Source organism: Salinispora cortesiana (assembly GCF_000484695.1).
Classification (GTDB): Bacteria; Actinomycetota; Actinomycetes; order Mycobacteriales; family Micromonosporaceae; genus Micromonospora; species Micromonospora cortesiana.
In genome coordinates this window covers 84,380-109,580 of the sequence record NZ_AXVR01000002.1, presented here as the reverse complement: position 1 = coordinate 109,580, position 25,201 = coordinate 84,380, and the positions used below count along the sequence as shown (strand labels likewise).

The 25,201-nt window shown below is 70.9% G+C and carries 24 protein-coding genes; 19 read left to right on the top strand and 5 right to left on the bottom strand.

Annotation, left to right across the window (positions count from 1 at the left end):
• The first annotated feature begins 18 nt into the window (after positions 1–18).
• On the top strand, positions 19–597 hold the full coding sequence (gene thpR / locus K228_RS0102125; RefSeq protein ID WP_025616916.1) for an RNA 2',3'-cyclic phosphodiesterase: 579 nt from the start codon (positions 19–21) through the stop codon (positions 595–597).
• Between the two features lies 1 nt (position 598).
• Here thpR and sepH read toward each other — a convergent pair whose 3' ends face one another.
• The 3 genes from sepH to K228_RS0102110 form a co-directional block, all read right to left on the bottom strand.
• Positions 599–1,672 (bottom strand): septation protein SepH, encoded by a 1,074-nt coding sequence (gene sepH, locus K228_RS0102120; protein ID WP_025616915.1) that lies wholly within the window; start codon positions 1,670–1,672, stop codon positions 599–601.
• Positions 1,673–1,856: 184 nt separating this feature from the next.
• Positions 1,857–2,984 (bottom strand): phosphoserine transaminase, encoded by a 1,128-nt coding sequence (gene serC, locus K228_RS0102115; RefSeq protein WP_025616914.1) that lies wholly within the window; start codon positions 2,982–2,984, stop codon positions 1,857–1,859.
• A gap of 205 nt (positions 2,985–3,189) precedes the next feature.
• Positions 3,190–4,296, bottom strand: coding sequence for a citrate synthase 2 (locus tag K228_RS0102110; protein ID WP_025616913.1), 1,107 nt, complete (start codon positions 4,294–4,296; stop codon positions 3,190–3,192).
• A gap of 240 nt (positions 4,297–4,536) precedes the next feature.
• On the opposite strand from K228_RS0102110, the gene pdxH reads away from it, so the two are divergent.
• The 15 genes from pdxH to K228_RS0102035 all read left to right on the top strand — a co-directional run bounded on the left by pdxH (position 4,537) and on the right by K228_RS0102035 (position 22,279).
• Entirely contained in the window at positions 4,537–5,202 is a 666-nt protein-coding gene (pdxH, locus tag K228_RS0102105) for a pyridoxamine 5'-phosphate oxidase (RefSeq protein ID WP_025616912.1), read from the top strand.
• On the top strand, positions 5,199–6,491 hold the full coding sequence (locus K228_RS0102100) for an MFS transporter (protein WP_025616911.1): 1,293 nt from the start codon (positions 5,199–5,201) through the stop codon (positions 6,489–6,491). The genes pdxH and K228_RS0102100 overlap by 4 nt, the downstream gene beginning before the upstream one ends.
• Before the next feature lie 48 nt (positions 6,492–6,539).
• Positions 6,540–7,466 (top strand): aldose 1-epimerase family protein, encoded by a 927-nt coding sequence (locus K228_RS0102095; RefSeq protein ID WP_025616910.1) that lies wholly within the window; start codon positions 6,540–6,542, stop codon positions 7,464–7,466.
• 14 nt (positions 7,467–7,480) lie between these two features.
• Positions 7,481–8,083 carry a nitroreductase family protein gene (locus tag K228_RS0102090; protein ID WP_025616909.1) on the top strand — a complete coding sequence of 201 codons (603 nt, stop codon included), beginning with the start codon at positions 7,481–7,483 and terminating at the stop codon, positions 8,081–8,083.
• A 186-nt stretch (positions 8,084–8,269) separates the two neighbouring features.
• Positions 8,270–8,590 (top strand): type II toxin-antitoxin system VapB family antitoxin, encoded by a 321-nt coding sequence (locus K228_RS0102085; RefSeq protein WP_025616908.1) that lies wholly within the window; start codon positions 8,270–8,272, stop codon positions 8,588–8,590.
• 20 nt (positions 8,591–8,610) lie between these two features.
• The gene (locus K228_RS0102080) at positions 8,611–9,771 is read left to right on the top strand and encodes an acyl-CoA dehydrogenase family protein (protein ID WP_025616907.1); all 1,161 of its coding nucleotides are present in this window, start codon (positions 8,611–8,613) and stop codon (positions 9,769–9,771) included.
• 174 nt (positions 9,772–9,945) lie between these two features.
• The gene (locus K228_RS0102075) at positions 9,946–11,343 is read left to right on the top strand and encodes an L-serine ammonia-lyase (RefSeq protein ID WP_025616906.1); all 1,398 of its coding nucleotides are present in this window, start codon (positions 9,946–9,948) and stop codon (positions 11,341–11,343) included.
• 55 nt (positions 11,344–11,398) lie between these two features.
• Complete coding sequence (locus K228_RS0102070) at positions 11,399–12,226, top strand: ABC transporter permease (RefSeq protein ID WP_025616905.1); 828 nt, start codon at positions 11,399–11,401, stop codon at positions 12,224–12,226.
• A 1-nt stretch (position 12,227) separates the two neighbouring features.
• Positions 12,228–12,977, top strand: a complete 750-nt coding sequence (locus tag K228_RS0102065; RefSeq protein ID WP_025616904.1) for an ABC transporter ATP-binding protein — start codon at positions 12,228–12,230, stop codon at positions 12,975–12,977.
• Positions 12,974–14,941: a DUF5941 domain-containing protein gene (locus K228_RS0102060; protein WP_025616903.1), complete on the top strand. Its 1,968-nt coding sequence runs from the start codon at positions 12,974–12,976 to the stop codon at positions 14,939–14,941. Before K228_RS0102065 ends, K228_RS0102060 begins: the two co-directional genes overlap by 4 nt.
• Before the next feature lie 8 nt (positions 14,942–14,949).
• Entirely contained in the window at positions 14,950–17,145 is a 2,196-nt protein-coding gene (locus K228_RS0102055; RefSeq protein ID WP_025616902.1) for a bifunctional glycosyltransferase/CDP-glycerol:glycerophosphate glycerophosphotransferase, read from the top strand.
• A 100-nt stretch (positions 17,146–17,245) separates the two neighbouring features.
• Positions 17,246–18,553, top strand: coding sequence for an ABC transporter ATP-binding protein (locus K228_RS0102050; RefSeq protein WP_025616901.1), 1,308 nt, complete (start codon positions 17,246–17,248; stop codon positions 18,551–18,553).
• Between the two features lie 75 nt (positions 18,554–18,628).
• A complete protein-coding gene (locus tag K228_RS0102045) occupies positions 18,629–19,093 on the top strand; it encodes a DUF4442 domain-containing protein (RefSeq protein WP_025616900.1) in 465 nt (154 codons plus the stop codon).
• 58 nt (positions 19,094–19,151) lie between these two features.
• Positions 19,152–19,907, top strand: coding sequence for an HAD family hydrolase (locus K228_RS0102040; protein ID WP_025616899.1), 756 nt, complete (start codon positions 19,152–19,154; stop codon positions 19,905–19,907).
• Positions 19,904–22,279: a glycoside hydrolase family 65 protein gene (locus K228_RS0102035; RefSeq protein WP_025616898.1), complete on the top strand. Its 2,376-nt coding sequence runs from the start codon at positions 19,904–19,906 to the stop codon at positions 22,277–22,279. Before K228_RS0102040 ends, K228_RS0102035 begins: the two co-directional genes overlap by 4 nt.
• A 52-nt stretch (positions 22,280–22,331) precedes the next feature.
• On the opposite strand, the gene K228_RS28715 is transcribed toward K228_RS0102035, so the two are convergent.
• A complete protein-coding gene (locus tag K228_RS28715; RefSeq protein WP_018221437.1) occupies positions 22,332–22,508 on the bottom strand; it encodes a hypothetical protein in 177 nt (58 codons plus the stop codon).
• A gap of 147 nt (positions 22,509–22,655) precedes the next feature.
• On the opposite strand from K228_RS28715, the gene K228_RS0102025 reads away from it, so the two are divergent.
• Complete coding sequence (locus K228_RS0102025; protein WP_025616897.1) at positions 22,656–23,303, top strand: dienelactone hydrolase family protein; 648 nt, start codon at positions 22,656–22,658, stop codon at positions 23,301–23,303.
• A gap of 101 nt (positions 23,304–23,404) precedes the next feature.
• Positions 23,405–23,587, top strand: coding sequence for an antitoxin (locus K228_RS0102020; RefSeq protein WP_025616896.1), 183 nt, complete (start codon positions 23,405–23,407; stop codon positions 23,585–23,587).
• Between the two features lie 70 nt (positions 23,588–23,657).
• Here K228_RS0102020 and K228_RS0102015 read toward each other — a convergent pair whose 3' ends face one another.
• A complete protein-coding gene (locus K228_RS0102015; RefSeq protein ID WP_025616895.1) occupies positions 23,658–24,194 on the bottom strand; it encodes a C39 family peptidase in 537 nt (178 codons plus the stop codon).
• Between the two features lie 294 nt (positions 24,195–24,488).
• Here K228_RS0102015 and K228_RS0102010 point away from each other — a divergent pair, with 294 nt between their 5' ends.
• Complete coding sequence (locus K228_RS0102010) at positions 24,489–25,190, top strand: carbonic anhydrase (protein WP_025616894.1); 702 nt, start codon at positions 24,489–24,491, stop codon at positions 25,188–25,190.
• The last annotated feature ends 11 nt before the right edge of the window (positions 25,191–25,201 follow it).

Genomic DNA, 25,201 nt, shown 5'->3' with positions numbered 1-25,201 from the left:
CAGCGTCCGGCGGCCGGGTTGAGACTCTTCGTCGCCGTATACCCGCCACCGGCGGCGGTGGAGCACCTCCGCGCGCGGATCACGGAGCTACAGGTCGGCCGGGCTGCCAGCGCCGGCGTCGGTGTCCGGCTCGCCGACCCGGCCCAGGCGCACGTCACGCTCGCCTTCCTCGCAACGGTGGCAGCGGACCGGCTGGGGGCCGTGGAGCACTCGCTCGACCAGGCGGCGCGGCGGTCCCGCGACTCGTGGCTGGCCCCGCCGCGGCTTCGCCTGGCTGGCGGTGGGACGTTCGGGCAGGGCCGTTCCACCGTCATGTGGGTGGACCTGCGGGGTGAGGTGGCGGAGCTGCACCTGCTGGGCCGACTCGTTCGGTCCCGGCTGCGGGCCAACGACCTGCGCCATGACGAGAAGCCGTTGCGCCCGCACCTGACCGTGGCCCGGCCCGGCGACCGACTGACGTCGGCCGAGGTTGCGGCCGACGTCGCGGCGCTACAGACCTACGAGGGCCCCCAGTGGCCGGCGCGGGAACTGGTGCTGACGCGAAGCCAACCGGGGTCGCCCCCCAGCTATCACCGCCTGGCCGTCTGGCAGCTGTGAGTCAGGAGGACTCGCGGGCGGCCGGGGCGCCGCCGAAGAGTACGTCGTCCCAGCTCGGTAGCCGCTTGCGCGGCTTGTTGCTGCTCTCGCCCGACTCGGTGCTGCTCGTCGCCGCGGCACCCGTGCGGCGCGGCCGGAGCACGGCCAGCGACGGAACAGCCGGCACCTCCTTCGGCGCATCCGAGTCGTCGTCGAAGGCCGACCCCGGGCCGCCACCGAGCAGCGCCGCCGCGCCGCCCGCGACCGTCCGTGGCCGCGGTGCCTCCAGGCTGGCCGGGCTCCGGGGCTCGAGGCCACGGCCGGACGCGCTGCCGAGCGGGCGGTCCAGGGAGGCGAGCAGGGCGTCCCGACCGGCGCGGATCGGATCGCGGCTTGGCCGGGCGGGCTCGGCCGGACCCGGCAGGCCGTGCCCACCGCGGCCGGGCTCGGCCCGCGCCGGGCCGGGCAGCCCGTGGCCACCACGTTCGGACGTTGATTCCTGCCCGAGGATCGGCATGGGACGCTCGGCGCAGAGGTACTGCGCCATGTCGTCGTGTGGCGTGACCGACTGCCGGGACTTCTCCAGCTCCCACACCGCCTGGGCGGTGGCTTTGCCGGAGGGCCAGGTGGCGACGATCCGCCAGGTCCCGTCGTCGCGACGCCACGCATCCCACGAGATCTTCTCAGTGTCGATGCCATGCTGGGACAGTCGGCCGTTGACCACCTCGGCGAGTGGGGTCGGCTTCTCGGCCCCCCGCAGGCGGGTGCGCCGGGCATGCTGGGCGAGCATGGCCCGTTCCTGGAGGACCGGGCCGGCGTAGCGCAGCACTCGGTCAACGGGGACACCGGCGATCCGGGCGACATCCTCGGCGGACTCACCGGCCCGGATCCGGGCCTGGATGTCCCGTGGGGCCAGGGACGGGGCCGGGTCGGTGCCCGGCGTCGAGGCCACCGTCAGGGGGGCGGATCCGGGCTCGGTGTGCAGGACGGTGGAGACGCGCTCGTCAATGGGGAGCGCGAGAAGTCGCCCGACCTCGTCGGTGAGGACCAGTGCCTGGCCGTCCTCGGAGAGGGCGACGAAGCGTACTGGGCGCATGGTCTTCCTCCGTCCCGCTTCGCTGGCCCCGCGCCACAGGCGAGCCACCCGGGCGTTCGTACCACCGTACGCCCATCTGCCCGCAGGTGGGGGAACCGACACCCCGCGATTCCCGGGTGAGCTGCGATAATGATCACGCTGGGTGGCTGCCGCGGTGCGGAAGGCCACCCACCGTGCCGGGAGGTCAGAGTCGATCGACCACGTGGTCGATCGACGCGGTCAACGCCTCCACATCGGCTGGTTCGATCGCCGGGAAGAGCGCGATGCGCAGCTGGTTGCGACCGAGCTTGCGGTACGGCTCGGTGTCCACGATCCCGTTCGCGCGCAGCGCCTTCGCGACGGCGGCGGCGTCCACCTCGGCCACGAAGTCGACGGTGGCGACCACGTTGGAGCGCAGTGCCGGATCGGTGACGAACGGCGTGGCCACCGGGGAGCTCTCCGCCCAGCCGTAGATGATGCCGGCGCTCTCCGCGGTGCGCTTGGCTGCCCAGGTCAGGCCCCCCTGCGCGTTCATCCAGTCGGTCTGCTCCGCGGCGAGGAGAATGGTGGCCAGGGCCGGAGTGTTGTAGGTCTGCTCCAGCCGCGAATTGTCGATCGCCGTACCCAGGTCGAGGAAGGCGGGGATGTATCGGCCGGCGGCCTTGACCTCGGCCGCGCGCGCCAACGCCGCCGGGGACATCAGGGCCAGCCACAGGCCGCCGTCGGACCCGAAGCACTTCTGCGGGGCGAAGTAGTAGACGTCGGTCTCGCCGACGTTGACCTCCAGCCCGCCGGCGCCGGAGGTGCCGTCAACCAGCAGCAGCGCGCCCTCGTCCGCGCCGGGTACCCGGCGGATCGGGACCGCGACACCGGTGGAGGTCTCGTTGTGCGGGGTGGCGTAGACGTCCACGCCGGCCTCCGCCACCAGGCTCGGGGCGCTACCGGCCGGCGACTGGTGAATGGTCGGCTCACCGAGGAACGGTGCGTCCTGCACCGACTTGGCGAACTTGGCGCCAAACTCGCCGAAGCTGGCGAACTGGGCCCGGTCCCGGATCAGGCCGAACGCGGCGACCTCCCAGAAGGCGGTGGTGCCGCCGTTGCCGAGGACGACCTCGTACCCCTCGGGCAGGGTGAAGAACTCGGCGATCCCCCGGCGAAGTCGGGCGACCTGGTCGCGGACCGTGTTCTTGCGGTGCGAGGTGCCGAGGTAGCCGCTGGCCGCGGCCGCGAGTGCGGAGACCGCCGCCGGGCGAACCTTGGACGGGCCGCAGCCGAACCGCCCGTCGGCGGGTTTGATGTCGTCGGGAATTCGGATGGTCGATGCGTCAGCCACGGTCTTGGAATCCTTCCGCAGGGCGAGGGAGGGGCCGGGCAGATCGACGGCGCGCGGATCTGAGGCGCGCACGGCCGATCCTCCGACCGGCGGCGCTGCCAGTCCTCATCCTTACACCCGTCGCCGCCTGGATGGCCGCCGGTCTCACCGACGGGGGTGAGGCGTGCACCACAGCCCCGTCGTGAGACCGGCTCAGTCGGGACGGTCAGACACCGTGCGGAACCTGGTCCCAGCCCTCGACCTCGTGCGGCCGGCGCGGGCCGGGCCCGACGTAGCGGGCGGAGGGGCGGACGAGCCGCTGGAGCTTCTTCTGCTCCAGAATGTGGGCGCTCCAGCCGCCCATCCGGGCGCAGGTGAACATCGAGGTGAACATGTGGGCGGGCACCTCGGCGAAGTCCAGCACGACCGCGGACCAGAACTCGACGTTGGTGGCGAGAACCCGATCCGGCTTGCGGGCGTGCAGCTCGGCCAGGGCGGCCTTCTCCAGGGCCTCGGCGACCTCGAAGCGTGGGGCCCCCAACTCCTTGGCGGTGCGGCGGAGCACCCGGGCGCGCGGGTCCTCGGCCCGGTAGACCCGATGGCCGAAGCCCATCAGCCGCTCACCGCGGTCGAGCACGCCCCGGACGTACCCCTCGGCGTCACCGCTGCGCTCCACGGCCTCGAGCATGTTCAGCACCCGGGAGGGCGCGCCGCCGTGCAGCGGCCCGGAGAGCGCACCGATGCCGGAGGAGATGCAGGCCGCCGCGTCGGCGCCGGTGGAGGCGACGATGCGGGCGGTGAAGGTGGAGGCGTTCAGGCCGTGCTCGGCGGCCGAGATGAAGTACGCGTCCACGGCCTTGACGTGCCGCGGGTCCGGCTCGCCCCGCCAGCGCTTCATGAAGCGCTCGACGATGGTGGAGGCCTTGTCGATCTCCTTCTGCGGTACGGCCGGCAGTCCCAGGCCGCGCGCGGACTGGGCGACGAAGGAGAGCGCGGTCACCGACACCCGGGCCAGGTCCTCGCGGGCCTGCTCGTCGGAGATGTCGAGCAACTGGTGCAGACCCCAGTACGGGGCGAGCATCGCCACCGCCGACTGCACGTCCACCCGGATGTCACCGGAGTGCACCGGAACCGGGAACGGCTCGGCCGGCGGTAGACCCGGGCCGAACCGTCCATCCACCAACAGGGCCCAGACGTTGCCGAACGAGACCTGACCGATGAGATTTTCGATGTCCACGCCGCGATAGCGCAGCGATCCACCCTCCCGGTCGGGTTCGGCGATCTCGGTCTCGAAGGCTATGACGCCTTCCAGTCCCGGTTTGAAGTCGGCCATGTCGTCTCCTGGATCTGGCTCGGTGCGCCCGGGACGGGCCCTCGTCGGGCCCAGTGCCTTAGGCGACCCTCAGGGATGTGTTCGTGACATCTTGCCTGCTGACTACGGGACTTTCGACCCGTGACCGCTGTGCCTCACGCGACATCCCCGGACGGAACGGCCGGCGGGGGATCGGTGACACTGGGGTGTACGGGCAGGCTGCCAGCGCCACGACGGGTCAGCCCGCCATTTGGGAGGGGAGTGGATGTGACAGGCGACACAGTGCCGCCGGCGAGCCTGCGTAACGAGTACGCCGCGGACCTGGGCCTGACCGAGACCAACCTGGCCGGTGACTGGTACACCCAGTTCGACCGCTGGTTCACCGAAGCGGTGGCCGCCGGTCTGCCCGAGCCGAACGCGATGGTGCTCGGCACCGCCGACGCGGCTGGTCGGCCGAGTGCCCGTACGGTGCTGCTGAAGGGGTACGGGCCGGACGGTTTCGTCCTGTTCACCAACTACGGTTCGCGCAAGGGCGCCGAGTTGACCGCCAGCCCGTACGCGAGCCTGGTCTTCCCCTGGTTCGTGCTGGAGCGCCAGGTGGTGGTGACCGGTCGGGTGGAACGGCTGGACCGGGCCGAGACCGAGACGTACTTCGCCAGCCGGCCGCGCGGCTCCCAGCTCGGGGCGTGGGCGAGTGAGCAGTCGCGGGTGCTCCCGGACCGGGCGGCGCTGGACGCCGCCTACCGGGCGGCGGCGGAGCGCTTCACTGAGGGGGCGCCGATCCCGGCGCCGCCGCACTGGGGTGGCTTTCGGGTCCGCCCCGACGAGGTGGAGTTCTGGCAGGGCCAGGCGAGTCGGCTGCACGACCGGCTGCGGTTCCGTGCCACCGACGGGGGCGGCTGGGTCGTCGAGCGGCTGGCGCCGTGACCGAGGTGCGGGAGGCCCGGCGGCGAAGCAGCCGGTGGGCGATCGACCTGCGTCCGCTGGCGGTGCCGGCGTTCCGCCGCATGTGGTTCGGCAACACCATGGCGATGTTCGGCTTCCAACTCACCTCGGTCGCTGTCCCGGTGGAGATGTACGCCCTGACCGGGGAGTCCTACTGGGTTGGCCTGCTCGGCCTCGCCGGCTTCGCGCCCCTGCTGCTATTTGGGCTCTGGGGCGGAGCGGTGGCCGACGCGCGGGACCGGCGCCGGGTGCTGCTCGGCGGTTCGGCGCTGCTCTGGGCCACGATGCTTGGCCTGCTGGCGCAGGCCTCGCTCGGCGTGGGTAGCCCGGTGTTGCTGCTGGCGCTGGTGGCCGTCCACTCAGCCGGCTTCGCGATCAGCGCGCCGGCGCGAACCGCGGCCCTGCCCCGACTGCTGCCACCGGGGCTGGTCCCGGCGGCGGCCACCCTGAACTACACCACCTTCACCGCGGCTTCGGTGGTCGGCCCGCTCGCCGCTGGTCTGATCTTCGCGGTCGCCGGCACCGAGGGTGGACTGCCGATCGCGTACGCGGCGGACGCGCTCCTGTTCACCGGGTTGGTGGTGGCCGCGCTGCGGCTGCCGGCGATGCCGCCGGAGCCGCTCGGCGACGGTGAGGTGCGGCGCGGTGGGTTGGCGGGGATCCGGGACGGACTCCGTTACCTGACCACTACGCCGGTGCTACTGCTGTCGTTCGCCATCGACCTGATCGCGATGGTGTTGGCGCTGCCGCGGGCGTTGTTTCCGGAGATCGCCGAGGAGCGGTTCGGTGGCGGGGCGGCCGTCGGCTGGCTCTTCAGCGCCATCGCGATCGGCGCCATGCTGGCTGGCCTCACCTCCGGCTGGATCAGCCGGCTGCACCGGCAGGGGCTTGGGTTGGTCGTGGTGGTGATCGGCTGGGGTTTGGCGGTTGCGGCGGCGGGGTTGGCCCAGCAGCTCTGGCTGATGGTCCTGTTGCTCGCGGTGGCGGGGGCGGCCGACCTGGTCAGCGCGGTGCTACGCCAGTCGATGCTGCTGGTCTACGCGCCGGACCGGATGCGGGGCCGGCTTCAGGGGGTGAACACGGTGGTCGTGGCCGGGGGGCCGCGCCTCGGTGACCTGCGGGCCGGCGCGATGTCCGGTGGTTTCGGCAGCGGTGTCGCCTGGGTTGGTGGTGGTCTGCTCTCGGCCGTACTCGCGCTCGGGCTGGCGGTGGCCTTCCCGGCCCTGATCCGCTACCGGAGGGCGGTTGTCGCCGGCGAGCAGCGGGTCTGACCGGTGCTGTCGCCGGCGGGCAGCGGTTCTACCGGTTAGGGTCCGGAGATGGACTTCCCCGGGCAGTCGGCCCCCTCGGGGGCACAGTGGACCATCGCGGCCTCCGGTCACGAGGCGGTGATCGTCGAGGTCGGTGGTGGAATCCGGACCTACCGCTCCGACGGGGTGGAGCACCTGGACGGGTACACCGCGGCCGAACTGTGCCCGGACTCCGCCGGCCAGGTGCTCGCCCCCTGGCCGAACCGGCTTCGGGACGGTAGCTACCACTTCGAGGGCCGCGACCTCCAGTTGGCGATCAGCGATCCGGAGCATGGCGCAGCCTTCCACGGGCTGGTCAACTGGGTGCCCTGGCGGTTGCTGGAGCGATCGGCCGACGCGGTGACGCTCGGCTATGAGTTGGCCGCCACCCCCGGCTACCCCTGGTCGCTTCGGCTGTGGAGTCGGTGGGGGGTCGGCCCGGACGGGCTGCGCGCCGAGCATGCGGTGACCAACAGCGGTGGCGAACCGGCGCCCTTCGGCTTCGCGGTGCACCCGTACCTGCGGGTGCCGGGTGGTTCGGTCGACGATGTGGTGCTGAGACTGCCGGCGCGGAGCCGGTTGCAGGTGGACGGACGGCTACTGCCGATTGCCCAGTCCTCGGTCGTCGGCACCGAGTACGACTGGACCGTGCCGCGTCGGATTGGCCGGGCGGTGCTTGACGACACCTTCGGCGACGTGGTCCGGGACGGCGACGGTGGTTCGGCGGTCGAGCTGGCCGCCCCGGATGGTGGGGCCCGGATTCGGGTCTGGGCGGACCGGCGGTTTGGCTGGTGGCAGGTTTTTACAGGGGACACCCGCCCCGGGGCGCGGCGTCGGCGCTCGGTGGCGCTGGAGCCGATGACCTGCCCGCCGGATGCGTTCCGCTCCGGCCGGGATCTGATTACGTTGCGGCCGGGCGACACCTGGCGTGGTGCCTGGGGCATCCGGCCGGCGTAGCCCGAGGAGGTGCGATGGAGTTCGTCGAGGTGGTCCGGCGTCGTCGGATGGTCCGCAACTATGATCCGGATCGGCCGGTGCCACCGGGGGTGGTGGACCGCCTGTTGGCGCACGCGATCCAGGCACCGTCGGCGGGCTTCTCCCAGGGGTGGGGCTTCCTGGTGCTGGAGGCCGCCGAGGATCGGGATCGGTTTTGGGCGGCGACCACGCCGGGCACGGGCGGTCGGGAACGCTGGCTGACCGGAATGCGTCGGGCCCCATTGATCATCGTGCCGCACGCCAACCGATCGGCGTACCTGGACCGGTACGCCGAGCCGGACAAGGGGTGGGCGGACCGGTCCACGGAGCGCTGGTCGATGCCCTACTGGTACATCGACACCGGCTTCGCCGCGTTATTGATGCTGCTCACCGCAGTTGATGAGGGGCTGGGGGCATGCTTTTTCGGTATTCCGCCGCAGCGGCTGGAGGAATATCGGGAGGCTTTCGGAGTGCCGCTGGAGTATGAGCCGGTCGGTGCGGTCACTATCGGCTACCGTGCGGTGGATCAACGATCGCCGTCGCTGCGCCGCGGGCGTCGCCCGGTGGATGAGGTGGTTCGACGTGGTCGTTGGAGTTAGCCCCGGAAAACGCGGCTTTGTCTGGTTGATAAAGCGATCTGTCGGGGCGAAACTGGCATAAAGCAGTGGAACACGACGTGACTTGGCCGGTTAGGCTGACATGGTCATGGGCGCCGCTGCTGGCGGCGTCGCACGCAGCGGTGCCGGTTCGGGGGCGGCCGGTCGCGGGGAGGGGAGCTTACTGTCGTGATCTTCAGAGCGGTCCGGGATGGGCGTCCATACCCCGAGCACAACCTGACGCTCAAGCAGTGGGCCGAGATCCCTCCGCGTCCGTTGCGACTGGATCAGTTGATCACCACGAAGCGTGAGTTGGCGCTGGACAAGCTCCTCGCCGAGGATTCGACCTTCTACGGCGACCTGTTTCCGCACGTGGTGCAGTGGAACGGCGGGCTCTACCTGGAGGACGGGCTGCATCGGGCGCTGCGAGCCGCGCTGCAGCAGCGCAACCAGATCCATGCCCGGGTATTCGTCTTTCCCGCTGCGGTCGACGAAGTGGCGCGCGGGTGAGTCTTCGTTAAGGTGTCTCCATGAGCTCTCTCGACTTGCTGGACGTCGATTCGTCGCTGAGCGCCGAGGAGCGGCAGATTCGCACCGTCGTCCGTCAGCTGGTGGACGAGCAGGTGCGGCCCCACGTCGCTGGCTGGTACGAGGAGGGCCGCGTGCCCGCCCGGGAGCTGGCCCGGGAGTTCGGCAAGCTGGGCCTGCTCGGCATGCACCTGACCGGGTATGGCTGCGCCGGCGCCTCGGCCGTCGCCTACGGTCTGGCGTGCCTGGAGCTGGAGGCGGGTGACTCGGGCATCCGCTCCCTGGTCTCGGTGCAGGGGTCGCTGGCTATGTACGCCATCTGGCGCTACGGCAGTGCGGAGCAGAAGCAGCATTGGTTGCCCACGATGGCGGCCGGGGAGACAATCGGCTGTTTCGCGCTGACCGAGCCGGACCACGGTTCCGACCCGGCGTCGATGACCACCCGGGCCCGGCGCGACGGCGACGACTGGGTGCTACACGGCACCAAGATGTGGATCACCAATGCGACGATCGCGGATGTTGCGGTGATCTGGGCCCGTACCGACGAGGGGATCCGCGGATTCGTCGTGCCGACCGCAACGCCCGGAGTCACGGTGCGCGAAATTCGGCGCAAGATGTCGCTGCGGGCGTCGGTGACCGGGGAGATCTCCCTTGACGACGTGCGGCTGCCGGCGACGGCCCGACTGCCCGAGGCCGTCGGGCTGAAGGCGCCGCTGGGGTGCCTCACCGAGGCGCGGCACGGGATTGTCTGGGGAGCGCTCGGCGCGGCCCGGGACTGCCTGGAGACAGCGCTGGAGTACGCGGGTAGCCGTACCCAGTTCGGCCGCCCCCTCGCCGGGTTCCAGCTCACCCAGGCGAAGCTTGCCGACATGGCGGTGGAGTGGAGCAAGGGCTACCTGCTGGCGTTGCAGCTCGGTCGGCTCGCCGACGCCGACCGGCTCCGCCCCGACCAGGTCAGCGTGGGCAAGCTCAACAACGTTCGGGAGGCGTTGGCGATCGCCCGGCAGTGCCGCACGATTTTGGGGGCCAACGGCGTCTCCGGTGAGTACCCGGTGCTGCGGCACGCCAACAACCTGGAGAGCGTGCTCACCTACGAGGGCACCTCGGAGATCCACCAGCTCGTCATCGGGCAGCGGCTGACCGGCCTGTCCGCCTTCGCCTGACCCCTCCGGGCGAGGGGGCGGTGTGGGCCGCGGCATCGGGTGGGTGTCGGGGCCGGGGCGGGTAGGCTGGCCGGTCGGCCCGACAGTTCCGGGCACCCGGGAAGGCCCGCCGTGACGGCGGTCAATCCGGACCGGTGACCCGCGCGGTGGGTAGGACGGCGAGGAAGTGCAGCCATGATCAGCATCTTTGATCTCTTCAGTGTCGGCATCGGGCCGTCCAGCTCGCACACCGTCGGGCCGATGCGTGCCGCCCGGACGTTCGTCGCCGGCCTCAAGGCGGATGGGCAGCTCAACGAGACGGTACGGATTCGCGCCGAGCTGTTCGGTTCACTGGGGGCGACCGGTCGCGGCCACGGCAGCGACCGGGCGGTCCTGCTCGGGCTCGCCGGTGCGGAGCCGGAGACGGTCGACACCGACGCCGTCGAGGGCTGGATCGACCGGATCCGTACCGAGCAGCGGATCTCGCTGCTCGCCGCACACGAGATCGACTTCGATTCGGCTCGGGACCTTGTGCTGCACCGCCGCCGGTCACTGCCGTACCACCCGAACGGGATGACCTTCGCCGCCTACGACTCGACCGGTGCCGAGCTCCGGGCCCGTACCTACTACTCGGTCGGGGGTGGGTTCGTCGTGGATGAGGCGGCGGCGGGGGCGGACCGGATCACCTCGGACACCACCGCGGTGCGCTACCCCTTCTCGACCGGTGCGCAGCTGCTGGCCGTGACCCGGGAGACCGGGCTGTCGATCAGCGAGGTGATGCTCGCCAACGAGCTGTCCTGGCGGAGCGAGCGGGAGGTGCGTGCCGGCCTGCTGGAGATCTGGCGGGTGATGCGGGAGTGCGTGGCGCGGGGCTGCGAACGCGACGGTGTTCTCCCCGGCCGGTTGCGGGTCCGGCGGCGGGCCGCCGAGCTGTACCGCGGCCTGATGATGGACGCGGACCCGATGCGGTCGACGGCGGGCCGGGGGGCGGTGGATCCGCTGCGCGCGATGGACTGGGTGACCCTCTTCGCCCTCGCGGTCAACGAGGAGAACGCCGGCGGTGGCCGGGTGGTGACCGCGCCGACCAACGGCGCGGCCGGAATCATCCCGGCGGTCCTGCACTACTACGACCGGTTCGGGCCGGGCGCCACCGCGGACGGTGTGGTGCGGTTCCTGCTCGCGGCCGGGGCCATCGGTGTGCTGTTCAAGGAGAATGCCTCCATCTCCGGCGCCGAGGTGGGTTGCCAGGGCGAGGTGGGTTCGGCCTGCTCGATGGCGGCGGCCGGGCTGGCCGAGGCGCTGGGGGGCAGCCCGGAGCAGGTGGAGAACGCCGCCGAGATCGGCATGGAACACAACCTGGGGCTGACCTGTGATCCGGTCGGCGGCCTCGTGCAGATCCCCTGCATCGAACGGAACGCGGTGGCTAGCATCAAGGCGATCACGGCTGCTCGGCTCGCGTTGCGGGGCGACGGCGTGCACCACGTCTCGCTCGACAAGGTGATCAAGACGATGCGGGAGACCGGGGCGGACATGAAGGTCAAATACAAGGAGACGGCACGGGGCGGCCTCGCCGTCAACGTGATCGAGTGCTGAGTGCCACCGGCCCGCCGGTCGGGGGTGGGGCGCGGACCGGGCAGGAGGCGACGCGGTGGCCGCTGGCGTCGGGACGCTCTGGTCGCATCGGGGCGCGCTGCGCATCCTTGTTCGGCGGGACCTCGCGGTCAAGTACCAGCAGTCCGCGTTGGGTTATTTCTGGTCCCTGATCGAGCCACTGGGCTTCGGTGCCATCTACTGGTTTGTCTTCGGTGTGCTGTACGAGCGGGACACCGGCCGGTATCTGGGTGAGGCGGCTGACTCGTACCCATTGTTCCTGTTCACCGGCATCTTCGCGTGGATGTGGGCCAGCTCCGCGCTGGGCGAGGCGACCAACGCGCTGACCGGCCAGGCCAGATTGATCACCACGATGAACCTTCCCCGCCAGTTCTTCCCGATCGGGCGGGTCGCCGGGCGGGTCGCCGAGTATCTGGCCGGCCTGCCCCTCCTGGTGGCGGCTGCGGCGGCATACGCGGTGGCGGGGCGGATCCACCCGGGCTGGTCGGTGCTCGCCCTCCCGCTGGCCATCACCCTCCAGGGCGTTCTGCTGGTCGGCCTGGCACTGCTGCTCTCCGCGGCAAACGTGCTGATGCGCGACGTCGAGCGGGTCATGCGGTTGGTCGTCCGGGTGCTCTTCTACGCCACGCCGATCATCTACCCCTTCGGCCTGGTTCGGGACTCCAGCCTGCCCGACTGGCTCAAGGCCGGGTACGAGCTGAACCCCCTGGTCGGGATCTTCCAACTGCACCACGCGGTCTGGTACCCCGACGAGTTCCCCGACGCCCGGCTACTCGGCACCACGCTCACCGGCTGTCTGTTGGTGCTCGCCGTCGGTTGGTGGACGTTCCGCCGCCTCGAGCCGGCGGTCCTCAAGGAGCTGTGAGATGGCCGATCCGATCATCGAAGCGGCGGGGCTCGGCATCCGGTTCGTCCGGAACCGACGCCGGCAACTGCGGCTGCGGGACCTCGCCCTGCACCGGGGGCGTCGCGGTGGTCGCGCCGATGGTCGGTTCTGGCCGCTACGAGATCTCTCCTTCTCGATCGCGGCCGGCGACACGGTCGGCGTGATCGGCCGCAACGGCACCGGCAAGAGCACCCTGCTGCGGCTCATCGCCGGCGTGCTGATCCCCGACGAGGGCTGGATCACTGTGCGCGGCGCGGTCGCCCCGCTGCTGGAGCTCTCCGCCGGCTTCTCCGCCGAGCTGACCGGTCGGGAGAACCTCTACCTGGTCGGTGGCCTGCACGGTCTCTCGCCGAGCTACCTGCGTCGCCGGGTGGACGAGATCGTGTCGTTCGCGGGGAAGCAGGTGGAGCAGGCCCTGGACACGTCGGTCCGGCACTACTCATCCGGCATGAAGGTCCGGCTCGGATTCGCGATCATCTCGCACCTGCCGCACCCCGTCCTGCTGATGGACGAGGTTACCGCGGTTGGGGACGCCGAATTCCGCCAGCGGTGCTATGCGACGATCGATCGTCTGCTCGGAGAGGGGCGCACTCTGGTGCTGGTATCACATAACGAACAGGACCTGACCCGGTTCTGTCGGCGCGGCTTCTACCTCGATGCCGGCCGAATGATCATGGACGGGACGATGGCCGAGGCGCTGGCCGCGTATCACGGGGCGGTGGCCCGGTGACGCTCGCGCTCGTGTTGACCGCCGACGGATCAGCGGACCTCGCCGACCACCTGGCCGGGCAGTGCCGCCACGCGGGGATCGACGAGGTGCGGCTGGTCAGTGACCTGGCTACCTTGGCTGACCTGGCGGAGTCGACTCCTGGTCCGGTCCTCGTCACCGGCGCTGATCTGGTCGCGCACACGGCCGTCCTGCGGCACCTCGCCACCAGCCCGGCTGGGCCGACGGTGGCGCTGGTGCTCGCCGGTCCGCCGGCGCCCGGTCGGGCGGCGGTTCGAGAGGATCGGGGGCAGGTGGTCGCCGCCGGATCGCCGGCGGCACTGGACGGCGAGGCCACCGGGGTGTTCGGCGGTGCGCTGCGGGTCGATCCGGCCAACCTGCCGGTACTGGTCGTCGCCGCGCGGGCGATCGCCGCTGAGGTCGTACCGGTGGGAGCCGTTGCAGCCCACGGTGTCGTCGACGACGAGCCCGCCGTCGACCGGCTCCTCGCCGACCTGGTGGCCCGCGACGCGGTGACCTTCGCCCACCGGGTACGGCTACTCGTCGCGCGCCGGGTCGGCGCCGCCGACGACCGGGCCACCGCCGAGGCGGCCGTCGCCGCCGTTGACCCGGACCGGGCCGAGTTGCGGTTGTCGGTGAAGGAGCGAGATGACTTCTTCACCACCTTCTTTGTCAGTACCTGGTCGCCGTACGTGACGAAGGCGGCGGCCCGACTCCGGCTCAGCCCCACCACGGTCACGATGATCTCGGTGGCATTCGCGGTGGCGGCCGCGCTGCTGTTCGGTGCCGGGGGGCGGCCCGCGTTGATCGCCGGTGCGGTCCTGCTCTACCTGGGTTTCGTGCTGGACTGCGTGGATGGGCAGCTGGCCCGCTACACCCGTACCTTCAGCGCCTGGGGCGGGTGGCTCGACACCATGGCCGACCGGGCCAAGGAGTTCATCGTCTACGCCGGCCTTGGCTACGGCGCCACCCAGGCCGGATTCCGCTACGGGTGGGCTCTGGCGATCGCCGCGATGGCCGTGCAGACCGTCCGGCACATGAGCGACACCTGGTACGGCGCGATGCACGACGAGGCGGCCCGTCGGCCGCAGGCGACCTCGGGGGGTGGGTTCGGTGCCCGGCTCAGTGCCGCCTCCAATCGGGTGCAGGCCGACGTCGGCTCGGTGACCTACTGGCTGAAGCGGACGGTGGTCTTCCCGATCGGTGAGCGATGGGCGTTGATCGCCCTGGCGGCAGCCTTGTTTGACCAGCGGGTCGCCCTCTTCGCGGTGCTGACCGGAATGGTGCTGGCGCTCGGGTACACCGCGGCGCTGCGGCTGCTGCGGGCCCGCTCGATGCGGGTCGGAGTGTTGAACACGGTGGACACCTCCCTGCATCGGGACGACGGGACGCTGGCCCGCGCCCTGCCGACGCCGCGCTGGCCGGGCCCGCTGGGGCTGGCGGTGTCGGCGGTACTGGTGGCAGCGGTGCTGCTCGGGCTCGCGCTCTTCGGCCCGGACTCCCTCCCCCGGTGGACGGCGTTGGTCGGGCTCGGCGCGCTGCTGCTGGCTGCCGCGGGGGCGCGGGCCGTGCACGGCGGGGCGCTGGACTGGCTGGTGCCGGCGGCGCTACGCGCGGCGGAGTATCTCTTTGCGATCCTGGTCGGCGTGCTCGGGGGCGTCCCAGCCTGGTTGGTCTTTGGGTACGTCTTCGTGCTGACCCTGCACCACTACGACCTGACCGCGCGGCTGGAGAAGCGGAAGCTGGCCCCGCCGTTGCACGACGCCACGCTGGGCTGGGAAGGGCGCTCGGCGGTGCTGACGCTCTCCGCGATCACCGGAATTGCTGCTATTGGTATGGCTACACTCGGTATATACCTTTTAGTGGTCTTCGTGGGGAGCGTGGCCCTCGCCTGGGTGATTCGGCCTGCCCGTGCCGCACGGGCGGCGGGATCGACCGGTGCTGTTGGCGGTCGCCCACCGGGTTAGGGGGCCGGGTGGCACTGATCAGCTTCGTGGTCCCGGCCTACCGGGTGCAGGGCTACCTGCGCGAATGCCTGGACTCGATCCTCGGGCAGCCGGTGGCCGGGATCGAGGTGATCGGTGTCGATGACTGCTCCCCCGACAGCAGCGGCGAGATCCTGGCCGAGTACGCGGCCCGTGACCAACGGGTACGGACGATCGCGCTGCCGGCGAACCGGGGACTCGGCCCAGCCCGCAACGCCGGCCTGGACCAGGCCGGCGGGGAGTACGTGTGGTTCGTTGACGGCGACGACTGGTTGGCGCCGGAGTGCCTCGTCGAGGTCGCCGAGCGGCTGCGCACCACCAACCCGGATGTCCTCGTCGTTGACCACGTACGGGCCTGGTGGAACGGGCGCACCACCCGCAGTGGGATGCGCGAGGTTTTTCCGTCTCCGCCCGGGGCGGCGACGTTCCGGCTGCGTGAGCGGCCGGAGACGATCCGACTGCTGCACACCGTGTGGAACAAGGTGCTGCGCCGCGAGTTCCTGCTCGAACACGGGCTGCGCTTCGCCCCCGGCTGGTACGAGGATGTCTCGTTCACCTACCCCGTGCTCCTCCGGGCGAAGCGGATCGGGGTGCTGGACCAGGTCTGCGTGAACTATCGGCAGCGCCGGGCCGGCGCCATCACCCGGACCCGGGGGGACCGGCACTTCGAGGTCTTCGCGCAGTGGCACCGGGTGTTCGCGCTCCTGGACGAGGTGGGAGCGGCCGAAGACGACCTCCGCCCGGCCCTCTTCGAACGGATGATCTGGCACTACCTGGCCGTGCTCGGCACCGGGGAGCGGATCCCGGCGGACCTGCGGCCCGCCTTCTTCGCTCGGATCGCCGCCGACCACGCCCGCTGGCGTCCGGCGCCGGGCCGGCCGGCCCCGCCCGGGGTCGAAGGGCTGAAGCATCGCCTGGTCGCCACCGGCCGGTGGCGTACCTACAACGCACTGGTCGGTGCCGCCCGGGTCCGGGGTGTCGCTGCCCACGCCACCCGGCGGGCCCGGCGCGGAGCCGTGCCGCTCCTCCGGCGGATTCGGGACGTCGGGTTGCGCGAGTACTACCGGGCCGAGTTGCTGCGGCCGGTCGACCCACGGCTGGCGGTGTACGCCGCCTACTGGTACCGCGGCTACGCCTGCAATCCGGCGGCCATCTACGAGGCTGCTCGGCGAATCGCCCCGCACGTGCGGGGGGTGTGGATCGTGCGGCGGGACCGGGTGGATTCGCTGCCGGCGGGGGTGGACTACGTGGTCGCCGGTACCCCGGCGGGCTACCGGGCGTTGGCGCAGGCCCGCTGGCTGGTCAACAACGTCAACTTTCCCAACTTCGTCCGGAAACGCCCCGGCACCGTGCATGTGCAGACCCATCACGGCACGCCGGTCAAGGTGATGGGCCTGGACCAGCAGCGCTACCCGGTCGGGGCCCTGATGGACTTCCCGGGGCTGCTACACCGGGTGGATCGGTGGGACTACAGCATCACCTCGAACAGCTTCTCCACCCAGATGTGGGAGCGGGCCTACCCGGCCGCGTACACCACGCTGGAGGTGGGCTATCCGCGCAACGACCGGCTGGCCACCGCCACCACCGAGGAGGTGCTGCGGATCCGGGCCGAGCTGGGCCTGGGGGTCGGCGAGCAGGTGGTGCTCTACGTACCGACGCACCGGGAGCACCTGCCGGGCTACCGGCCGCCGTTCGACCCGGAGCGGTTCCTCGCCGCGTTGGGGCCCGCCGGTCGATTGCTGATGCGCAGTCACTACTTCGACGACCGAGCCCCCCAGAATCCGGATCCGGCCCACCCGGACCGACTGCGCGACGTGAGCGGCCACCCCCGGGTGGAGGACCTCTACCTCGCCGCCGACGTGCTGGTCACCGACTACTCGTCGGCGATGTTCGACTACGCCGTCCTGGACCGGCCGATTGTCGTGTACGCGCCGGACTGGGCAGCGTACCGGCTGACCCGCGGCGTCTACCTGGATGTGATCGCGGAGCCGCCGGGGGCGGTGGCGACGGACTTCGCCGGTCTGCTCGACCTCTTCCGCTCCGACGCGCTGCGTGATTCGTCGGCGGAGGCGGCGCGGCGTCGGTTCCGAGACCGGTTCTGTCGGCTCGACGACGGCCACGCCGCCGAACGGGTGGTCCGGCGGATCTTCGGTGTCGCTGTCGCCGAAGCCGGTCCGGCCAGCTAGCGTCCGCTGCGGCCAAGATTGAACGTTCATCCGATATGCAGGTTGAGAGGGGCTCGTCACAGTCGTTCAGGTCCGAGTTGGTCGGGTGGGGGAGGAACGGATGGCCACCGTCGCGCTCAAGGATGTGACCAAGGTCTTCCGGACCGGCACCCTCGCCGTTGACCGCCTGAACCTTGACGTCAACGACGGTGAGTTCATGGTGCTGCTCGGCCCCTCCGGCTGTGGCAAGTCGACGGTGCTGCGCATGGTCGCCGGCCTGGAGGATCCGACCTCCGGTGCGGTCTTCCTCAACGGCGAGTTCGCCAACGATCTGCCGCCCCGGGACCGGTCGGTGGCGATGGTCTTCCAGGACTTCGCCCTGTACCCGCACCTGAGCGTCGGCGACAACATCGCCTTTCCGCTGCGTCTGGCCGGCCTGACGGCGGAGCGGCGCGGCGAACGGGTCGCCGATGTCGCAGGCGCGTTGGGCATCGACGACCTTCTCGACCGCCGGCCCGGACGGCTCTCCGGTGGTCAGCGTCAGCGGGTCGCCATGGGGCGGGCGATCGTGCGTCGGCCGGAGCTCTTCCTGATGGACGAGCCCTTATCCAATCTCGACACCGGGCTCCGCGCCGAGCTGCGTGCGGAGATTTCTGGACTGACCCGGGAGCTGGGGGTCACCACCCTCTACGTGACCCACGACCAGACCGAGGCGCTGACCATGGCCGACCGGGTGGCGATCATGCGCAAAGGGATCCTGCAGGACGTCGGCACCCCGACTCAGGTCTACGGCCGCCCGGCCACCCTCTACGTCGCCACGTTTCTCGGTACCCCGCGGATGAACCTGCTGGAGGCCGCGGTCCATGTGCACTTGGACCAACACGTCGCGCTCAACCTCGGGGAGCAGACGCTGCACCTCCCGTGGGACGACATGCGCGCCCGGGCGGTAGGCCACTATCACGGTGAGCGGATCGTGGTCGGCATGCGGGCCGAGGCGCTGACCCCGACCGCTCCGAACACCCCTGGCCCGGTGTTGCACGGGCAGCTCCGGCACCTGGAGCATCACGGGCACGAATCGCTTGCCTTCCTCGACATCGGCGCTACCGCGGTCGTCGTGGACGAGGCGGCGGTGGCCGCAGACGGGGGTGCGGTCCGGCAACGCGGCCTGCGTCAGTTCGGCCGGGTGGTGCGGCGGATCGCGGGTCGGTCCGGTGCGGTGGGTGAGGAGCAGCGGGCCGTGGCGAGCCGTACGCCGGTCAGCGTCTTCCCCGATCCGGGTCGACACCACCGCCGGTCGGCGGAGTTGGCGGTGCGGCTGGCGCCCTACCCCGCGGTATCCCCGGGGCAGAAGCTGGCGATCCAGGTCCGGACGGACGCGCTGCACTTCTTCGACGAGCACGGCGACCGGATCGACGTCGGTTGGCGCTGACGTGGGAGCCCGGCGCCGGTCGGGCGCTGAGTATCGCCTTGCCGCCTTGGTTACTCATCGGTAACATGTGCGGGTATGAGCATCGATGTGAGCCAGGTGGCCGCCAGCATGCTGGCGGCCGTGCCCTTCGCCCGTACGCTGGGCTTCGAATTCGTCGAGGTGGCCCCCGACGCCGGCGGCGCGATCAAGGCGGTGGTCCGGCTGCCCGACACGCCAGCTACCCACAACCATGTCGGTGGGCCGCACGCCGGCGCGATGTTCACCCTCGGCGAGACGGCCTCCGGTGCGGTCGTGGTGGCCGCCTTCGCGTCGGTGCTCGACCGGGCGACACCGCTCGCCGTCAGCGCTGAGATCGCATACCGGAAGCTCGCCATGGGGCCGGTGCGGGCGACCGCGCGGCTCGATCGGCCGGTCGCCGACGTGGTCGCGGAGCTGGACGCCGGAGAGCGACCCGAGTTCCGGATCGGCGTGGAGATCGCCACCGAGGAGGGCAAGCCCACCGGGGAGATGACCATCGTCTGGACGCTTCGCCCGCACTGATCGGCGCGTTGACCGCCGAAACGGTTTGCGCCACGACCAGGCTGGATAGATTCGAACGATGCTGGGTCTGCCTGCGCACGTGACCGCCTGCCTGTTCGACCTGGACGGGGTGCTCACCCAGACCGCTCGCGTCCACAACGCCGCCTGGCGGACGACGTTCGACGAGTTCCTGCGCCGGCACGCTGCCGACATCGATGAGCCGTTCCGGCCGTTCGACCCGGATGAGGACTACCGCCGGTATGTCGACGGCCGGCCCCGGTACGACGGGGTCCGCACCTTCCTCGCCTCGCGGGACATCGTGCTTCCGGAGGGAACGCCGGACGACCCGCCCGAGGCCGACACGGTCCACGGCATCGGCAACTGCAAGAACGTCCGGCTGCTCCAGGAGCTGCGGACACATGGGGTGGAGGTCTACCCCGGCTCGGTGACGTACCTCAGGGCGGTTGCCGACGCCGGACTGCGCCGCGCGGTCGTCACCGCCAGCGCCAACGGCCGTGAGGTGGTCGCCGCAGCTGGGCTGGAGGAGCTGCTGGAGACCCGGGTTGATGGTCTCGTCGCCCGCGCCGAGAAGTTACGTGGCAAACCAGAACCGGACACCTTCCTGGCCGGGGCCGAACGGCTCGGGGTGGCTCCGGGTAACGCGGCCGTCTTCGAGGACGCCCTCGCCGGAGTCGCCGCCGGTCGGGCCGGTGACTTCGGGTACGTGGTGGGCGTGGACCGGGTCGGGCAGGCCGACGCGCTGTTGGCGCAGGGTGCAGACATTGTCGTGCGGGACCTCGCGGAGCTGATCGAGAAACGGGAGCCGGACGCATGATCCGAGAGCGCGCCTACCCGGTCGAGCCATGGCATGTCCGAGAAACCAGACTGGACATGGATGTGTTGGCGCAGTCCGAGTCGGTGTTCGCCCTCTCCAACGGGCACATCGGCCTGCGCGGCAACCTCGACGAGGGCGAGCCGTACGGCTTGCCGGGAACGTACCTGAACTCCTTCTACGAGCTCCGCCCCCTGCCGCACGCGGAGACCGGCTTCGGCTTCCCCGAGTCCGGACAAACCCTCGTCAACGTCACCAACGGCAAGCTCATCCGGCTGCTGGTTGACGACGAGCCGCTCGACGTGCGATATGGCGAACTCCTCGCCCACGAGCGGGTGCTCGACCTGCGCGACGGCACGCTGCACCGGACCGTGCACTGGCGTTCGCCCGCCGGTCGGGAGGTCTGCGTCCGCAGCACCCGGTTGGTCTCGTTCCGCCAGCGCTCCGCCGCCGCCATCAACTACGAGGTCGAGGTCGTGGACGGCAAGCCGCTACGGCTGATCGTCCAGTCGGAGTTGGTGGCCAACGAAACCCTGCCGGCCCAGAGCAAGGATCCGCGGGTGGCGGCGGTGCTGGAGTCGCCGCTGTATGCCGAGGAGGAGCTGACCACCCATGACGGGGGCCTGCTGATCCACCGCACGAAGGTCTCCGGCCTGCGCCTCGCCGCCGCGATGGAGCACGAGGTGCAGACCACCGCGCGGACCAACATCGAGTCCGAGGGGTACGAGGACTGGGTACGGACCACCATCGCCTGCGTGCTCAAGCCCGGCGAGACGCTGCGAGTCGTGAAGCACCTGTCGTACGGGTGGTCCAGTCGCCGATCGCTGCCGGCACTGCGGGACCAGGTCGGTGCCGCGCTGGCCGCCGCCCAGCTGGACGGGTGGGACGGGCTGCTGCGGGAACAGCGGGAGTACCTGGAGGAGTTCTGGGACTCCGCCGACGTGCAGGTGGAGGGCGACCCGGAGGTGCAGCAGGCGGTGCGCTTCGGGCTCTTTCACGTGCTCCAGGCGGGTACCCGGGCCGAACGTCGGCCGATCTCGGCGAAGGGCCTCACCGGACCGGGGTACGACGGCCACGCCTTCTGGGACACCGAGATGTTTGTGCTGCCGGTGCTCACCTACACCCACCCCACCGCGGTGCGCGATGCCCTGCAGTGGCGGCATCACACCCTGCCGACCGCGCGGGAACGGGCCCGCACGCTCAACCTGGCGGGCGCGGCCTTCCCCTGGCGCACCATCGAGGGACCAGAATCCTCCGGCTACTGGCCCGCCGGCACCGCCGGTTTCCACATCGCCGCCGACATCGCCGACGCGGTACGTCGCTACGTTCAGGCCACCCAGGACACCGAGCTGGAGCGGGAGATCGGCTTGGAGTTACTGGTGGAGACCGCACGGTTGTGGCGGTCGCTGGGCCACCACGACCGGCACGGGCAGTTCCACATCGACGGGGTGACCGGCCCGGACGAGTACACCGCCATCAAGAACGACAACATCTACACCAATCTGATGGCGCAACGGAATCTGATCACGGCGGCGGAGACGGTGCTGCGATACCGGGACGAGGCCGCGCGCCTGGGAGTCACCGACGAGGAGGCGGCGGCGTGGCGGGACGCCGCGGCCTCCATCCACATTCCGTACGACTCGGAGATCGACGTACACGAGCAGGTCGAGGGCTTCACCCGGTTCCAGGAGTGGGACTTCGTCCACACCCCGCCGGAGAAGTACCCGCTGCTGCTGCACTATCCGTACTTTGATCTGTACCGCAGGCAGGTGATCAAGCAGGCCGACCTGGTGCTGGCGATGCACTGGCGGGGGGACGCCTTCACCCCGGAGCAGAAGCTACGCAACTTTCTCTACTACGAGCGTCGTACCGTCCGCGACTCGTCGCTGTCGGCCTGCACCCAGGCCGTCCTGGCAGCTGAGGTGGGGTATCCGGAGCTAGCCCACACCTACCTGCGGGAGGCCGCGTTAATGGACCTGCACGACCTGAACGAGAACACCCGCGACGGCGTCCACATCGCCTCCCTGGCCGGTTCCTGGATCGCCCTGGTCGCCGGGTTCGGCGGGTTGCGCGAGCACGACGGAACGCTTTGTTTCACGCCCCGGCTCTCCAACCGCCTGGGCCGGCTGGAATTCTCCCTGCACTGGCACCAGACCCAACTTCGGGTCGACATCCAGCCGCACCAGACCACGTACGCGTTGCAGCACGGCGACCCCGAGGAGACGCTGGAACTGCTGCACTATGGCGAGCGGATCGAGGTCACCGCGGCCGAACCGGTGACCCGGCCAACCCCACCAGTGAGTGAGCCGAGCCAGACCCCGGAGCAGCCGCCCGGCCGGGACCCGTTGATCCGCCTCCCGGAGCGGGAACCGTAGGGTCGGGCCCGCCCCGACCGGGGCGGATCGGGACCCGGCCGACGTCAATGCCTCACAGCTGTCTGCCCTGGGAGGGGCGGCCCGCGGCGTCGCGCGGCGCCATCGCTCGGGGATCATCGGCGGTACGCGCCCGCGCCGCCTCGTCCGCCCAGTCCCGGTTACGGTTCGCGTCGCGCTTTCGTCGTTCCCGCTCGGCGGCCTGCTGCCGAGACTCCTGCTGCTGCGCCATGGCGATCCTCCCGATCCATCACCGGCGCTGCCTGCGCCGGTCCGGTCTGCCCTCACCCACCGCGTACCCGAGCCCACCCGGGCGAAACGAGACCGGATGGGCCCGGGGCGTACGCATGGCGGGCGAGCCGGTGGGAAGGACCGGGGCATGGACGCACGGAGTGAGGTGTCGGTTCCGGCGGGGGACGTCCAGCTCACGGCTGATCTTCGGGTGCCGCCGGAGCCGGCCGGGGTGGTGCTCTTCGCGCATGGCAGCGGCAGCTCGCGGCGGAGTCCCCGCAATGTCGCGGTGGCGCAGGTCCTCAATCGCAGCGCGCTCGGCACCGTCCTGGTGGATCTGCTAACCCCGGATGAGGAGGCGGCCGACGCGCGCACCGCGCAGCTCAGGTTCGACATCGGCCGGTTGGCCGGCAGGTTGTCCGCGATCGTCGACTGGCTGGCCACCGGGGAGCCGGTGGGCGCGTTGCCGATCGGGCTCTTCGGGGCCAGCACCGGGGCCGCTGCCGCCCTGGTGGCCGCCGCCGACCGTCCGGATGCGGTCGGTGCGGTGGTCTCCCGAGGCGGCCGGCCGGATCTTGCCGGTCCGGCGCTGGGCCGGGTGCGAGCACCGACCCTACTGCTCGTGGGCGGCCTCGATGACCAGGTGCTCACCCTGAACGAGCAGGCTCGGGCGGCGCTGCCGGAGCCGGCGGAGCTGACGGTGATCCCCGGTGCCGGGCATCTGTTCGAGGAGCCCGGTGCGTTGGAACAGGTGGCTGATGCGGCGGCGACCTGGTTCACCGACCACCTTGGGTGACCCGTGGCCGGGCCACGCCTGTCCCGGGGGTGGTCGGTGTTTGTACCCCCGGGCGCCGGGGAACGCCGTCCGTTGCAACACCCCGAACCTAGGAGGATCACATGAAGAAATTCATGGACCAGGCCAGGGAGTACGTCGAGAAGCAGGACGAGCAGGTCAACCGGGGCATGGAGAAGGCCGGTGACATGCTCAACGAGCGTACCGGCGGCCGGTACAAGGAGCACGTCGATCGCGGTGTGGACATGATGAAGTCCCGGACCGGTGAGGGTGACCAGAACCGCTGATATATCCGAGTTTCGGCGCGGGACGCGCCGAACGGGCCGGTCTCCCGCTGGGGAGGCCGGCCCGAAGGCGTCAGGACGAGTAGCCGCGTTCGGCGATCCAGTTGGCGACCTTCGGTACGGTCATCCAGTATTCGCGCTTGTCTGCGGCCGGGTCGGCGACCCGGAGGAGGTCGTCCTCGGCGCGGTAGCCCACCAGCGTCAGGTAGTGGCCCCCCTCGTACGAATGTGGGGTGCCCTCGGTGTCGACCGTGGTCCCCCGGACGTTGGCCACGACCGGGCGTCCCTGCGCCAGGGCGTGCCGGGTGTCCTCGCGTAGCTGGTGAACCTCATCCGGTTTGGCCGTGATGTCCGGTATCTCCGTGGTTCGGTACGCGTCGCCGGTCAGCTCGTTGAGGACGCGGGTGATGTCCAGGGCCGAGTCCGTGCCGGCCTGGGTGGTGCCGAGCCGCTGGGCGACCTCATCCTGCGGGAGCGGTCGGCCCAGCGCGGAGAGAGCCATCCTGGTCGCCGCCGGCCCGCAGTAGTAAAAGTTGGGCTGGGCCTGATAGTCGACGGTGACCAGCAGTCCGGCCACCGGGCGGCCCTCGATGGGGGTGATCGTGCTCATGGTCGGGCTCCTTCGGGGGTCTGGCCGTCCGGAGGGGGACGGCAAGCACCACGTGGCGCTCGGCGCGGGGCGGCGGCCCGGGCCGCGACGGTCCGGGATGCCAGGGGTACCAGAGCTTCAACAGGCCGGAGGCGGTGGGCATTCCTCGTGCGTCCGGCACGTCCGCAGCCAACGTATGAAGTGCAGATCACGCATGCCTTGACGTGCTTTCTGCTTCATGTGAGCGTGGAGAAGGCCCGAGTCCCGTACGCCGGGCCTTCAGGTTGGGGCCTCCCACAGGGATGAGGTAAGGGCATGAATCGCCCCGAAATGCCCGATATGCAGTCGGGCGCAGATCAGCTGTCCGCCGGTGGATCCGGCGATGCTTGGAATCAGCCGGTCGGCCCCCGAGCGGCGGTCGCCGAGCTACACGCCGGCAACCGGCGGTTCGCCGCCGGAACTCCGGGTCGCCCACACCAGGATGTCGGCCGCCGGGTCGCGCTGGCGGAGGGGCAGCAGCCCTTCGCGGTGGTCCTCGGTTGTTCCGACTCGCGGCTCGCCGTTGAGCTCATCTTCGACCGCGGTCTGGGTGACCTGTTCGTGGTCCGCACGGCTGGGCATGCCGTTGGGCCGGAGGTGCTCGGCAGCATCGAGTACGCCGTCACCGCGCTGGGCGCTCCGCTGGTGGTGGTGCTCGGGCACGAGTCCTGTGGCGCGGTGCAGGCGGCCAGGTCGGCTGAGGCCACCGGCGCACCGGTCGCCGGGCACCTTCGTGCGGTGGTGGAGGCGGTGCTGCCGAGCGTCCGTCGGGCCGAGGCCGCCGGGATCACCGACCTTGACCGCATCGTTGACCAGCATGTCCAGCAGACCGTTGCCGTGCTGCTGGACCGCTCCGCGGCGGTCGCCGCCGCCGTGGCCGCCGGCACCTGCGCGGTCGTGGGGATGTCGTACCAGCTCACCACCGGTGCGGTGCGGACCGTTACCGAGGTCGGGCTCGCGGCGTCGAGCACACCCTGAGGCCGGCGCCC

What these genes read in the sequence shown, in the direction of transcription:
- sepH (WP_025616915.1), bottom strand. Translation starts at nt 1,672, where the DNA reads ATGCGCCCAGTACGCTTCGTCGCCCTCTCCGAGGACGGCCAGGCACTG.
- K228_RS0102110 (WP_025616913.1), bottom strand. Translation starts at nt 4,296, where the DNA reads ATGGCCGACTTCAAACCGGGACTGGAAGGCGTCATAGCCTTCGAGACC.
- K228_RS0102095 (WP_025616910.1), top strand. Translation starts at nt 6,540, where the DNA reads ATGGACTTCCCCGGGCAGTCGGCCCCCTCGGGGGCACAGTGGACCATC.
- K228_RS0102090 (WP_025616909.1), top strand. Translation starts at nt 7,481, where the DNA reads ATGGAGTTCGTCGAGGTGGTCCGGCGTCGTCGGATGGTCCGCAACTAT.
- K228_RS0102080 (WP_025616907.1), top strand. Translation starts at nt 8,611, where the DNA reads ATGAGCTCTCTCGACTTGCTGGACGTCGATTCGTCGCTGAGCGCCGAG.
- K228_RS0102075 (WP_025616906.1), top strand. Translation starts at nt 9,946, where the DNA reads ATGATCAGCATCTTTGATCTCTTCAGTGTCGGCATCGGGCCGTCCAGC.
- K228_RS0102065 (WP_025616904.1), top strand. Translation starts at nt 12,228, where the DNA reads ATGGCCGATCCGATCATCGAAGCGGCGGGGCTCGGCATCCGGTTCGTC.
- K228_RS0102050 (WP_025616901.1), top strand. Translation starts at nt 17,246, where the DNA reads ATGGCCACCGTCGCGCTCAAGGATGTGACCAAGGTCTTCCGGACCGGC.
- K228_RS0102045 (WP_025616900.1), top strand. Translation starts at nt 18,629, where the DNA reads ATGAGCATCGATGTGAGCCAGGTGGCCGCCAGCATGCTGGCGGCCGTG.
- K228_RS0102040 (WP_025616899.1), top strand. Translation starts at nt 19,152, where the DNA reads ATGCTGGGTCTGCCTGCGCACGTGACCGCCTGCCTGTTCGACCTGGAC.
- K228_RS0102035 (WP_025616898.1), top strand. Translation starts at nt 19,904, where the DNA reads ATGATCCGAGAGCGCGCCTACCCGGTCGAGCCATGGCATGTCCGAGAA.
- K228_RS28715 (WP_018221437.1), bottom strand. Translation starts at nt 22,508, where the DNA reads ATGGCGCAGCAGCAGGAGTCTCGGCAGCAGGCCGCCGAGCGGGAACGA.
- K228_RS0102025 (WP_025616897.1), top strand. Translation starts at nt 22,656, where the DNA reads ATGGACGCACGGAGTGAGGTGTCGGTTCCGGCGGGGGACGTCCAGCTC.
- K228_RS0102020 (WP_025616896.1), top strand. Translation starts at nt 23,405, where the DNA reads ATGAAGAAATTCATGGACCAGGCCAGGGAGTACGTCGAGAAGCAGGAC.
- K228_RS0102015 (WP_025616895.1), bottom strand. Translation starts at nt 24,194, where the DNA reads ATGAGCACGATCACCCCCATCGAGGGCCGCCCGGTGGCCGGACTGCTG.
- K228_RS0102010 (WP_025616894.1), top strand. Translation starts at nt 24,489, where the DNA reads ATGAATCGCCCCGAAATGCCCGATATGCAGTCGGGCGCAGATCAGCTG.